Genomic DNA, 12,268 nt, shown 5'->3' on the forward strand with positions numbered 1-12,268 from the left:
GCAATATCGCCGCCCGGCCGGCGCACGGCAATGGCCATGGACCGGGGAGCACGCATCATCACCCCTTCCAGCACGGCCTGCCCACCCACGTTGATCCGCTCGGCAACCAGGAGCATCTGCACCAGAAGCATTCTCAGCCGTTGCGTCATATGGACATCTCCCTGAAAAACCGTTTCACCTCCGCTGCTTTCCCGCAAGTCATGCTTCCTTCGGGGCAGGGGCCGGTCAGGCAGCCGGGACCGGCATCCCGGAAAATGGTGGGGGCAACGCCCTTCACGAGCCGCAGCATCTCCACCGCCAGCGCCCGGATCTCCCACTGGGCCCGCTCACAGCAGCGGAGGCAGAAAAAGTGAATGAGCTCACGGGCATTCATGGTCACTATGATCTTCGTCTCCGCGGCGTTGGGAAGGACGAACCGGGCATCCTCGGCGGGAACCCCGTCGTCCACCAGCGCCCGGTAGGCCTCGGCACAGGCCTGCATGGCCGTCTCGAACACCTGCCGGCGATTCTCCGTGGCGGACACGCTCCCGGGCACGACCCGGGGGAAGCCGTCACCGCGGAAGGTCACGTAGCGCTGGGACTGCTGGGAATAAGAGGCGATGCGGTGGCGCACGAGCTGATGGCTGGCGGCCCGGGAAATCCCCTCGATGCCGAAGGTGAACGATGCGTGCTCCAGCACCGACTGGTGCCCGAGCGACATGATCTTGTCGAGGAACGCCGTCACGTCCGAGGCGGAAAGCTTTTCCCGCAACTCATCGATGCCGACGGAGGCGTAGCAGAGCCGCGCCGCGAGCGCCACGGCGGCTTCAGGATCGGGAGTATGCCGGAGGAGGGCAATTTTCATACAATCGTCGCCAACCAGAGACTAAAAACAAAGGGGATTTCGCCCTGGACAAAATCCCCTTCCACTGGAACCGCATGGCCGGAGGCCATGTCACATGCCGTACTTCTTCCTGAAGCGCTCGACGCGACCGGCAGTGTCAACGAGCTTTTGCTTGCCGGTGAAGAATGGATGGCAGGCGGAGCAGATTTCAGTCGAAATCTCGGTTTTGGTGGAACGGGTCTGGAACGAGTTGCCACAGGCGCACTTGACCATCACGTCATTGTACTTCGGATGAATCCCTTCTTTCATATGGTCCTCCTTGCGGGGCATCGGCCCCGGCGTCATGAACACGTTTTATGTGCTGGAAAGATATGAATTTAGCACCCTGGTTTTATTTTTTCAAGGCTTTTTTGCCGACGCGGTCCGGGCTTGCGGTTGGCCGGCACCCGTGTCGCTACCTGCTCATGGAATCGAGAAACGCTTGGTTATCCTTGGTTTCGGAGAGCTTTTCCAGGAGGAACTCCATGCTGTCGACCACGTTCATGGGGTGGAGGACCTTGCGCAGGATCCAGATGCGATTGAGCGAGCTCTTCTCCACCAGCAACTCTTCCTTGCGGGTGCCGGACTTGTTGATGTCAATGGCCGGGAAGGTCCGCTTCTCCACCAGCTTGCGGTCCAGATGGACCTCCATGTTGCCGGTTCCCTTGAACTCTTCGAAGATGACCTCGTCCATCTTGCTGCCGGTATCCACCAGTGCCGACGCGATGATGGTCAGGGAGCCTCCCTCTTCGATATTGCGGGCCGCGCCGAAGAAGCGCTTGGGCTTCTGGAGGGCGTTGGCGTCCACCCCGCCGGTGAGAATCTTGCCGGAAGGCGGAAGCACCGTATTGTAAGCCCGGGCAAGACGGGTTATGGAGTCCAGGAGAATCACCACGTCGCGCTTGTGCTCCACAAGGCGCTTGGCCTTTTCGATGACCATCTCCGCCACCTGCACGTGGCGGGTGGCCGGTTCGTCAAAGGTGGAGGAGACCACCTCGCCCTTGACCGATCGCTGCATGTCGGTCACCTCTTCAGGCCGTTCGTCGATGAGCAGTACGATCAGATAGACTTCGGGATGATTTTCGGCAATGGAATTGGCGATGTTCTGGATGAGCATCGTCTTGCCGGTGCGCGGCGGCGCCACGATAAGCCCCCGCTGCCCCTTGCCGATGGGGGAGACGAGCTCCATGACGCGCATCGACATATTGTCCGGCGCGGTTTCGAGCTTGAGTTTTTTGTCGGGATACAGAGGCGTCAGGTTGTCGAACAGGATCTTGTCGCGAGCGACCTCGGGGGGCTCGAAGTTGACCGTTTCCACCTTGAGAAGGGCGAAATAACGCTCGCCTTCCTTGGGAGGACGGATCTGACCCGAAACGGTGTCGCCCGTATGGAGGTTGAAGCGGCGGATCTGCGACGGCGACACATAGATGTCATCGGGCCCCGGCAGGTAGTTGTAGTCGGGCGCCCTCAGGAAACCAAAGCCGTCGGGAAGGCATTCAAGAACTCCTTCGCCGAAGATCATGCCGTTCTTTTCGGTCTGGGCGTTGAGAATGGCGAAGATCAGGTCCTGCTTGCGCAGACTGGATGCGCCTTCAATGTTCAACCCCTTGGCAATGGCAGCCAGTTCGTTGATCTTCTTACCTTTAAGCTCCTGCAGGTTCATCGGCTCTCCTGTGCACGCGCATGAATCCGGGCGCATGCGAACGCTTTGCTGGACATGAGTATCAAAAGTGGGTATGTGGGCGCAATAAATGTGGGGAGGCGTTCCCTGGACGTTACTCTTTGTGAAGTATAGTGCGTATGCTGAAGTTCAGTATGAAACGTGAGACCGGCTGAGTGGTCCTGTCTCGAAATGAATTGCTGTGGGTATCTGCTGGGTCAATCGGCGGAGCGTGGTCGTACGGAATTCAATTAAACCGATTCCGTGGCATTTGTCAATAGCATTTATGCGCTCAATTACCTGTTGACGTAGACAGGACAGAGTCCTATAGTCCGAAGAATCAACGGTTTGGCACGGGCTCTCTCCCGCGCCCCTCCCCGGCCTCCGTGCCCGCAGGGAGGAATAATCCAACCAGAGGCGATCCACCGTGCAGAAAAAAGACAAGTCAGACTACATGATCCTGGCCGTTTCCCATGCGTTGGACCTGCTTGAGCAGTTTCATGCCGAGGACGCGGTCGAGTTGGGCGTCACGGAGATATCAAGAAGGCTCAAGCTTCATAAAAACAACGTATTCAGACTGCTGGCGACCCTCGAATCGCGCGGCTACGTGGAGCAGAACCCCTTAACCGGCAATTACCGCCTCGGCCTCAGGACTCTTGAGCTGCGCCAGTCAATGATCCGTCAGATGGCGCTGCTCCCCTACGCCAAGCCGGCCCTCGAAGAACTCGTGAAGGAATGCGACGAAACGGCTTATGTGGCCGTTCTCAAGGAGAATCTGAGCGTCTACCTCTACGGTGTGGAGAGCCACGCCACGGTCCGGGTCGTTTCGCGCCTCGGCTCGCGCCTGCCCGCCTACTGCACCGCCGCAGGCAAGGTCATGCTCGCGGGGCTTCCCGAAAACGACCTTGAGCGGTACCTCTCCCGGACGGAACTGGCCCCCTTCACCCCCAACACCATCATTGAGCGGGACAAGCTGCGGAACCACCTGAAAAAGGTGGCCGCCCAGGGGCATGCCATTGACAATGAAGAGTTGGAAATCGGCGTCCGCGGCGTAGCCGCCCCCATCCATGACTACCGGTCTGTGGTGGTCGGCGCGGTGATCATCTCGGGCCCTGCCATGCGCTTCACCGATGACCGGGTCCGCGACGAACTGACCCCCCTGGCGTGCCGGACATCCGAGGCCATCTCGGTCAAACTCGGGTATGCCGTGCCGGTGGGCCAGTGACGCCGCACCGTACCGCACCCAGCCACCGTCACTCCCCGCTCCGTTGACCGACCCGCTTCCTGAGCACTATCTGGGCGACCATGTCGGCCAGGATCACGCCGGCAACCACGAGAAGCATCACACCGCTCCCCCGGTAATAGCCGTAACAGTTGAAAAACATGTACAGCGCGACCACCAGGCCGAGCATGCCGCGCATGCCGGCCGTGGAGTGCTCGGCGGCTTCCTCGTCGGGAGTGAAGTGACGCATGAGCGCCGGCGCCGCGTGGTAGCCCACGGCGGCGTCGGTGATGGTGAGCAGCAGGTTGATTACAAAAAGGGGCAGCAGGAATTTGTCCATGGAAGCAACGGCGCTCAGTCCGTATTGTGATAGAGGAGACGGTCAAGAAGCTGTTCATACTCGTCGAGCATCTTCCGGAGGGTACGCAACTCCTCGGGCGTGTAGACTGCGGGACCTTTGGCAATTTCCCGTTTGAGGCGCGCTATCCGCTGGTAAATGTCGTCCTTCCGGTCAGGGCAATTGTCCTGATAGAGAAGACAGGTGTCTTTCTCTTGTGCCGGGGCCGGTCCGTCAGCCGGCACGGCGGGAGCGGCGGACATCAGAAGCAGCAGGGCCAACCCGACGACCGTTCTGTAGCTCATGGGACACCTCCTTTTTCCGTCCGGCGAGTTCCGGGCACCTGCCGCGAAAACGGCTGCCGGCGGTTCCTGCCCGTTACAGCTTGTTGATGAACACTTCCCGCGGCTTGCTCGTGCCGTCCGAGGGGCCGACGATCCCTTCCTGCTCCATCCGCTCGATGATGCGGGCGGCGCGGTTATACCCGATCCGCAGCCGGCGCTGGACCATGGAAATTGATGCCTGGCGCGTTTCCGCCACGAGCCGCACGGCATCGTCGTAACGCTCGTCCACCAGATCTTCGCCGTCTTCGCCGTCCCCCTTGCCGCTGTCATCCTTCATCTCCAGAATCGACTTGTCGTAGACCGGCTTGCCCTGCTTCTTGAGGAAGTCGACCACCCGCTGGACCTCGGCGTCGGAGACGAAGGCGCCGTGAACCCGCTGCATCTTGGCGGTTCCGGGCGGCAGGAAGAGCATGTCGCCCATTCCCAGGAGGGCCTCGGCGCCAATGGTGTCGAGGATGGTGCGCGAGTCGATCTTGGAGGATACCTGGAACGATATCCGGGCCGGGAAGTTGGCCTTGATGAGGCCGGTGATGACGTCCACGGACGGCCGCTGGGTGGCGAGAATCAGGTGGATGCCCGCGGCCCGCGCCATCTGGGCGAGCCGCGCGATGGACTCCTCGATCTCCCTGCCGGCCACCATCATGAGGTCGGCCAGCTCATCCACGATGACGACGATATACGGCAGGTGACCGTGCTCCAGCTCGTCGTCCCTTGTCAGGAACTCCTCGATGGCGGCGGCCTCATCGTCCGGGAGCTCCTCGGGCACCTCCTCCACAACCACGGTTTCCTGGGCCTTGAGCTCCTCGGCCTCCTTTTCCAGCTTCTCGATGGTCCGGTTGTAGGAATCGATATTGCGGACCCCCTTGTCGGCCATGAGGCGGTAACGGCGCCCCATCTCCTCCACGGCCCACTTGAGGGCGAGGGCGGCCTTCTTGGGGTTGGTGACCACCGGCAGGAGCAGGTGCGGAATTCCCTCGTAAATGGAGAGTTCCAGCATCTTGGGGTCCACCATGATGATCCGCACGTCCCGGGGGGTGGCGGTGTAGAGGAGCGACAGGATCATGGTGTTAACCGACACCGACTTGCCGCTGCCGGTGGCGCCGGCCACCAGCAGGTGCGGCATGCGGGCCAGATCGGCCACCACCGGCGCGCCGGCGATGTCCTTGCCGAGGGCCAGGGGCAGCTTGCACTTGCTGGCATGGAACTCTTCGCCGCTGAAGATCTCCCTGAGAAAGACCGTTTCCCGCTCCCGGTTCGGGATCTCGATCCCCACGACCCCCTTGCCGGGGATGGGGGCAACGATCCGGATGGAGAGCGACTGGAGCGCCATGGAGAGATCGTCGGACAGGGAGGCGATCCGGCTCACCTTGATGCCCGGGCCGGGCGCGAATTCATACATGGTGATGACCGGCCCCGGGCAGATCTCCACCACTTCGCCGTCGATGCCGAAGTCCTTGAGCTTCTTCTCCAGAAGCCGGGCGTTCATGGTGAGGATGTCCCGGTCGACCCTGCGCTCGGCCGCGGGCGGCGAATCGAGCAACGACAGGGGCGGAGTCCGGTGCTCACCCTCCATCTTGACAAAGTCGAAGGTCTCCTGGAGTGGTGCCTGCTTGGCGTCGTCCTTCTTTTTTTCCTTCTTGCGCACCGGTTCAGGCGGCGGCAGCGCAACATGGACGGGCTTGATCTCCGGCGCCTTTTTCTTCTCGGGCTTGTCCCCCGTGCCCATCAGTTGCCGGTTCAGCTCCTTCCGCTCCCGATGGCGCGTCCAGCGCTCCCTCAGGCTCCCTACCCACCAGTCGGCGAACAGGACGAAGGAGAACCGCGACAGCACCATGGCCGAGGCGGCCAGAAGCGGCAGGATGATCAGCAGTGCGCCGGTGATCCCGAAATAGGTCTTGAGGAACGAGGCGGTCTTGTACCCCACGGCGCCGCCCGTGAGAACCGGCTGGCCCAGGAACTCGGTCTTTGCCAGATTGAAGGCGAAGAGGGCCGCCAGCGATACCACGAGGGTGCCGAAGGCGACTCCCTTGTAGGCTTTCCAGCGAAGCTCCTTGAAACGCAGCAGCTTGTAGGAGAGAAAGAGGAGCCCTGCCGGGATGGCGTAGGAGGCAAGGCCGAGCACCTGGAGCAGCAGGTCCGACAGATCCGCTCCCAGCCTGCCCCCGAAGTTGTGGAGCTGGCCTTCCGACGAGTAGGTGTTGAAGGACTGGTCCCCGGCGTTGAACGACAGGAGCGCGATGAGGATGAAAACTCCCAGGGCGCCCAGGGCCATGCCCTGGATCTCCTTTTTCAGTTTGTCCTTTTTATCGATCTGTTCGTCCATGCCTACATTTCCAGAATGACCGGCAGGATCACCGGTCGCCGTTCTATCGTTTTATTGAAGAAGCGTCTCAGAATACGTCGCACCTCCTGCTTGACCTCGCCCCACTCGCCCAGGGTTTCGATGTTCATGCCGGCCAGGAGGTCCAGGACGATCTTTTTCGTTTCGTCCAGATACTGCTGGCTTTCGTCCTCGAACACGAAGCCGCGGGAAACGATGTCCGGTCCGTAGATGACCTCGCCGGAAGCCTGGTTGATGGCGATGATCACCACCACCATGCCGTCCTCGGACAGGTGCTTGCGATCCTTGAGAACCACCTCGCCCACATCGCCGATCCCCTTGCCGTCGATGTAGACCCGTCCGCTCTCCACGGTGCCGGCGATCTCACCCCGGCCGTCGGCGAAGCGGATCACGTCGCCGTTCACCGCCACCAGACAGCGCTCCGCAGGCACGCCGACCCGCTGTGCCAGCCGGGCATGCTTGACCAGATGGCGGTATTCTCCGTGGACCGGCACGAAGTGGCGGGGCCGCGTGAGGTTGAGCATCAGCTTCAGCTCTTCCTGCGACGCATGGCCCGAGACATGGACCTCCGAGACCTTTTCGTGGAAGACCTCGGCCCCCCGGCGATAGAGATGGTTGATGAGGTCGGAGATGGTCTTTTCGTTGCCCGGGATGAACCGGGACGAAAGGATAACCGTGTCGCCGGCCTCCAGCTTGATCTGCTTGTGATCGTCCATGGCGATGCGTGCCAGCGAACTCATGGGTTCGCCCTGGGAGCCGGTGGTGATCATGCAGACCTGCTCCTTGGGAAGGTGCTGGAGTTCCTTCAGGTCGGTCAGGACCCCCTCCGGCATCCGCAGGTAGCCCAACTGCCGCGCGATGGCCACGTTCGCCACCATGGAACGCCCGTTGAGCAGCACCTTGCGGCCGCAGCGGACCGCCGCGTCCACCGCCTGCTGGACCCGGTGGATGTTGCTGGAGAAGGCGGCCACGATGATCCGCCCCTCGCAGCGGGGGAAAATTTCGTCAAAGGCCTCCCCCACCACCCGCTCGGAAAGGGTGTACCCCTCGCGCTCCACGTTGGTGGAGTCGGCCAGGAGCGCCAAAACCCCCTCGTCCCCGTAGCGGGAGAAGGTGGCCAGGTCGGTCAGTTCGCCGTCCACCGGGGTCTGATCGATCTTGAAGTCACCCGTATGGATCACCACCCCTTCCGGGGTCCGAATGGCCAGGGCGCAGCCGTCCACGATGGAGTGGGACACCCTGATGAACTCCACGGAGAAGCAGCCGAGCGTCACCACGTCGCGGGGTTTGACGACGTTCAGCTCCACCTCCCCCTCCAGGTCGAACTCCTTCAGTTTTTCCCGAATGAAGCCAAGGGTGAGGGCCGTGCCGTAGAGAGGGAGCGAGAGCTCCTGAAGAACGTAGGGAAGGGCGCCGATGTGGTCCTCGTGGCCGTGGGTGAGCAGAATGCCGCGCACCCGGCCGGCCCGTTCCCGCAGGTAGGCGATATCCGGGATGACCAGGTCGATGCCCAGCATCTGCGGCTCCGGGAACATGAGGCCGCAGTCGGCGACGATGATGTCTTCGCCGTGCTCGTAGGCCATCATGTTGAGGCCGATTTCGCCCAGCCCCCCCAGGGGGATGATGCGCAGCCCCCCATTATCCGTAATGTCAGCGGGTGCCGTGTCCATGGAGTCTCATCTCGGCCCGCCGCGTCCGGCGAGCATCGCAATCTTCATATCGCACCGGGCAATCCATTCGCGGCCCGGCTGAACGAGCCACGCGGCCGCGTAAAAGGAGCTGCGCAGTGCCCGGTAGGCAATGAGCGCCCGCTCCGTGTCGCCGACCTGCTCGAACCCGGCCCCGATCTCCCAGAGCCGGCGGGCCGATCTTTCCACATGGGGTCCCAGGGGGGTGTACATGTGGAGCGCCGCCTCATAGGCCGATACGGCAGCCATGACATCTCCCCGGCCCATGGCCTCTTCGCCTCGCAGAAACTGGGTGCGCTGCCGCCACAGGGTATTCCCGCCGATGAGCAGGAGCGAGATGAGGGCTATCGCTGTCACATTGGCAAGGACTGTTTTGATCTGTTCAGTCATGGCAGCCTATCCGAAAAAGTGCGGCACCACGGCCAGCAGAACGCCCATAAGGGCGGACACCACGCCGCCGAGCGCGGCAAGGGCAGCCGCCGCATCCCAGGGCCGCCGGAGCCGGTGGGCCGCCGGGAGCCCCCACGCCGTCGCCAGGAGGCCGCCACCGATGAGAACAAGGGACAAGGCGAACATCCTACCCCTCCAGCCCCGACTGAATGGCGGACCGCACCTGTTCCATGAGGGGCGTCCCCTTGAGGGCGCCGGCACCGGAGGTCGGAATCGGGGTCCCGAACCGGACGGCGATCCTGGCACCCCGCACAAGCTTCACGGTATTGCGCGGGTTCACCTGCATGCTCCCGTTGATGGTGAACGGAACAATGGGCACCCCGGCCCGCTCGGCCAGGACAAATCCCCCCTTTTTGAACGGAAGGAGCGACCCGTCGGCGGTGCGGGTCCCCTCGGGGAAGACGATGACGCTGGCCCCTGCCCTGATCCGTTTTGCCGCGGCATCGAGACTCCGCAGAGCCTTGCGGCCGTCGCTGCGGTCAATGGGGATGTAGCCCGCCCGTTGCATGGCCGCGCCGAACAGGGGGATACGGAAGAGCTCCTCCTTGGCGAGCCATGAGAAACGGCGCGGGATGGCCCGCGACAGGACGAGGATATCGAAGTTCCCCTGGTGGTTCCCCATGAAGATGACCGGTTCTCCCTGCGGGACATTCTCGGTTCCGCTCACTTCGAGGCGCACCCCGGCCATCATGAGGCCGATCCGGCTCCAGGCGAGGGCACAGCGGTGGGCAAAGCCGCCACTGGCATCCACCAGGCTCCCCACAAGGGCCGCAAAGCTGAAGACACCGGAGAGCGGAATAAAAAAGGCGAGGTAAATCAGTCCGTTAAGCATTGGTGGCTCCGGAAAAATATCCGGATAACCTTACTGTTTTTTGGCAGGGGAGTCAAACCAATATACGACCGGCGGAACCGGTCGAAAGCCCTTTGAACCTTCACCGGCGCAAATCCCCGGCCCGCGGGTACGGGGCCGCCACCCGCGAATTCCGCTACAGCGGCCTTCTGCCGGTCGCCCCAACAATCCATTGAACAAAGCGGGTGTTAGTGGTAGGGTACCCTCGTTCTTTCCACGCCTTGATCACCATCTTCATTTCCATATCAGGAGGTCGCATATGGCCAGTCTCAACAAAGTGATGCTCATCGGCAATCTCGGCAAGGACCCCGAGGTTCGCTACACGCCTGCCGGCACGGCAGTTGCCAGCTTCTCCCTCGCCACCAGCGAGAAATTCAAGAACAGGAACGGCGAATTCGAGGAAAAGACCGAATGGCACAACGTGGTCCTCTGGGGCCGCCAGGCCGAAATCGCCGGCGAATACCTGGCCAAGGGGCGGACCGTTTTCATCGAGGGGCGGCTCCAGACCCGCAAGTGGCAGGACAAGGACGGCCGCGACCGCTGGACCACCGAGGTGGTGGGCGAGCGGATGCAGATGCTCGGCGGCAAGGGCGAGGGGGGCGGCGGACGCGCAGGCGGACGCGGCGGCCAGGAGAGCGGCTTCGGCGGGGGCCCTGCCTATGACGAACCGGCCTTCAATCCGGATGATGACATTCCGTTCTGATGATCCCTGACAACAATTCGTGCAACAGAGCGAAAAGAGGCTGCAAGCATGACACCTTGCAGCCTCTTTTCACGTGATCCGGAAGAGGCGGCACGCCCCCTTAAAGCAGATCAAACACCTTGGTCAACCGGAGCTCGAAACGGAATCCGTCGGACGGGGCAGTCCCTTCGTACCAGCGGGCAAACGGAAACGTTGCCAACATCCCCACATTGATCCCCGCAGGCTTGTATTTGAACGCCATCTTCGGGCCGGCGTACCACTCATTTTTTGAATCCTTCTGCTTCACTCCACTTTTTTCGCTTTCGCCGTTCCACTCAAAGAGGGACTCGGCGCCAATATCGAAATAGTTGTTTACGGCATGGCTCCAGGAGGTGTTGCTGCGGAACCGGAGGGGCTTTCGATAATCATGGGAGCCCTCCGTAAAGGTGGCGATGGCGAGCTCCTGATCGAGGCGATGGGAGCCCAGGGCATAAGTGACCCCCACGCCGGCGGTGGCGCCCCATGCGTTATTGCCAATGCTGTCCAGGCTCTTGCTGCTGGCGTCCGTGGTCGGAACGACAAGTCCCACGTCGACAGCCACGCTGAGAGCGTCATTCCTGGATTGGTTCAGAAGCACCTTGTGCAGGGTCAGCGTGGTATCGCCGATCCAGTGCAACTCATCGGTTTTGCCCGTTGTCTTGTAATCTTTCTCGATGTAGTAGAGCGGCGTCGCCGTACGGATGTCGAGATCGGGCATGATGCCGTAGCGAAACTTCACGGTACCGAGGTTTTTGGTAAGCTTCACCTTCTCGTTGGCCTCACTGGCGCGATGACGCACACCATCACTCTCGGCGTACTGGTAGTTTAATACGGCGGCCAGCTTGCCCACCGGGAAATCAGAACCGGCCGGCCCGAAAACCGCCGCAGTCGGCCCAACGGGCTTGGGGACTGACACATCCGCGCCGGCAGGGTTGGCAACTGAACAGAACATCAACAGGCACATCGGGACAAGACGTTTCGCTCTCTTCACGCTACTCTCCTTTAACAGATCGTTGTGGCCCGATTCGGGGCTCGGGCGGTAATCACCGGCAACGGCAGTGCGGACCATCCGGCAGGTGCCGCTGGGAAGAGGCCGCGCAACCTTCTGCAAAGTCACCCGTGAAGAGACCCGTGGCCGGATATGCGTGCAGTTTCCACGCACAGGGCCACAAGGGCTTCCACGGCCAGCCGCATGGAGCTCCGGGGAGCGTGCGGCCCCACCGCTGCCTGATCAATCACAGTGGTGGCCGCACCCATCGTTGCTGGTTGTCTCTGGCGGGGGAATTTCCTCCCGGGCCGGCAGGCCGACCCGGGGGGATGGAGCCGCGATGACATCAGTCATCGTGCTTGGGTTGAATAGTTATGCGGCGATACTTCGTGGGTCTTGTGCTTGCGCCACAGGGTAAGCAGCCAGCATGCAGCGGCAACGGCGAGCACCAGCAGGCAGATGCCGAAGGTGATCAGGCAGGCCTGCGCCATGTTCATGAAATGCGAGGGCGGCCACAGGTACCAGCCATCCTGGTAGAAGTCGGTGATTGTTTTCTGCAGGTTGCTCAGCACAACGCCGTCAGGGATGATCGGGTTGTCGTAGCCGCAGTCGCCGGTCGGCTTGAACCATTCGGGGGACCACTTGTCCAGCGGCAGGTGAAACGGGAAGGTCGGCTCGGGATTGCATCCCTGCACGCCAAAGGGGTTGTCGCTGTGGGCTGCCTCGTGGATCTTGTTGAGCTTGAGGCTGTAGCCGATCCCCTGGATGGTCCCCCAGAAGGCCAGCGCGTATCCCACCAGCTTGA

Annotated in this window: 14 protein-coding genes and 1 pseudogene; 2 read left to right on the forward strand and 13 right to left on the reverse strand. The window is 61.9% G+C overall.

The genetic code is table 11. From position 1 onward, the window contains the following. The 4 genes and pseudogenes from AC6CDK_RS16545 to rho all read right to left on the reverse strand — a co-directional run. Positions 1-149, reverse strand: a pseudogene (locus tag AC6CDK_RS16545) (DUF1385 domain-containing protein); the annotation flags it as partial. Continuing rightward, a complete protein-coding gene (gene thyX / locus AC6CDK_RS16550; protein WP_039646895.1) occupies positions 146-844 on the reverse strand; it encodes an FAD-dependent thymidylate synthase in 699 nt (232 codons plus the stop codon). The pseudogene AC6CDK_RS16545 and the gene thyX, both read right to left, overlap by 4 nt. A 90-nt stretch (positions 845-934) precedes the next feature. Continuing rightward, positions 935-1,132, reverse strand: a complete 198-nt coding sequence (gene rpmE, locus AC6CDK_RS16555) for a 50S ribosomal protein L31 (RefSeq protein WP_039646897.1) — start codon at positions 1,130-1,132, stop codon at positions 935-937. Positions 1,133-1,277: 145 nt separating this feature from the next. Then, on the reverse strand, positions 1,278-2,525 hold the full coding sequence (gene rho / locus AC6CDK_RS16560; RefSeq protein ID WP_039646899.1) for a transcription termination factor Rho: 1,248 nt from the start codon (positions 2,523-2,525) through the stop codon (positions 1,278-1,280). A 424-nt stretch (positions 2,526-2,949) separates the two neighbouring features. Here rho and AC6CDK_RS16565 point away from each other — a divergent pair, with 424 nt between their 5' ends. After that, positions 2,950-3,747, forward strand: coding sequence for an IclR family transcriptional regulator (locus AC6CDK_RS16565; RefSeq protein WP_039646901.1), 798 nt, complete (start codon positions 2,950-2,952; stop codon positions 3,745-3,747). A gap of 28 nt (positions 3,748-3,775) precedes the next feature. On the opposite strand, the gene AC6CDK_RS16570 is transcribed toward AC6CDK_RS16565, so the two are convergent. The 7 genes from AC6CDK_RS16570 to AC6CDK_RS16600 all read right to left on the reverse strand — a co-directional run bounded on the left by AC6CDK_RS16570 (position 3,776) and on the right by AC6CDK_RS16600 (position 9,736). Next, the gene (locus tag AC6CDK_RS16570; RefSeq protein ID WP_039646903.1) at positions 3,776-4,084 is read right to left on the reverse strand and encodes a hypothetical protein; all 309 of its coding nucleotides are present in this window, start codon (positions 4,082-4,084) and stop codon (positions 3,776-3,778) included. Positions 4,085-4,098: 14 nt separating this feature from the next. Further along, positions 4,099-4,386 (reverse strand): hypothetical protein, encoded by a 288-nt coding sequence (locus tag AC6CDK_RS16575; RefSeq protein ID WP_039646905.1) that lies wholly within the window; start codon positions 4,384-4,386, stop codon positions 4,099-4,101. Between the two features lie 73 nt (positions 4,387-4,459). Continuing rightward, the gene (locus AC6CDK_RS16580) at positions 4,460-6,748 is read right to left on the reverse strand and encodes a DNA translocase FtsK (protein ID WP_192905380.1); all 2,289 of its coding nucleotides are present in this window, start codon (positions 6,746-6,748) and stop codon (positions 4,460-4,462) included. A 2-nt stretch (positions 6,749-6,750) separates the two neighbouring features. Beyond that, entirely contained in the window at positions 6,751-8,436 is a 1,686-nt protein-coding gene (locus tag AC6CDK_RS16585; protein WP_039646908.1) for a ribonuclease J, read from the reverse strand. A gap of 6 nt (positions 8,437-8,442) precedes the next feature. Continuing rightward, a complete protein-coding gene (locus AC6CDK_RS16590; RefSeq protein WP_039646910.1) occupies positions 8,443-8,844 on the reverse strand; it encodes a soluble NSF attachment family protein in 402 nt (133 codons plus the stop codon). 6 nt (positions 8,845-8,850) lie between these two features. Next, a complete protein-coding gene (locus tag AC6CDK_RS16595) occupies positions 8,851-9,030 on the reverse strand; it encodes a hypothetical protein (RefSeq protein ID WP_039646912.1) in 180 nt (59 codons plus the stop codon). Position 9,031: 1 nt separating this feature from the next. Continuing rightward, positions 9,032-9,736: a lysophospholipid acyltransferase family protein gene (locus AC6CDK_RS16600; RefSeq protein ID WP_039646914.1), complete on the reverse strand. Its 705-nt coding sequence runs from the start codon at positions 9,734-9,736 to the stop codon at positions 9,032-9,034. Positions 9,737-10,013: 277 nt separating this feature from the next. On the opposite strand from AC6CDK_RS16600, the gene AC6CDK_RS16605 reads away from it, so the two are divergent. Beyond that, the gene (locus AC6CDK_RS16605; protein ID WP_039646916.1) at positions 10,014-10,457 is read left to right on the forward strand and encodes a single-stranded DNA-binding protein; all 444 of its coding nucleotides are present in this window, start codon (positions 10,014-10,016) and stop codon (positions 10,455-10,457) included. 100 nt (positions 10,458-10,557) lie between these two features. On the opposite strand, the gene AC6CDK_RS16610 is transcribed toward AC6CDK_RS16605, so the two are convergent. After that, positions 10,558-11,466, reverse strand: coding sequence for a transporter (locus AC6CDK_RS16610; protein ID WP_039646918.1), 909 nt, complete (start codon positions 11,464-11,466; stop codon positions 10,558-10,560). A gap of 347 nt (positions 11,467-11,813) precedes the next feature. Next, positions 11,814-12,268: protein-disulfide oxidoreductase DsbI (dsbI, locus tag AC6CDK_RS16615; RefSeq protein ID WP_496639922.1), on the reverse strand; the 455-nt coding region annotated here is incomplete at its 5' end.

It is taken from the genome of Geobacter sp. PheSNFMC (genome assembly GCF_059620965.1).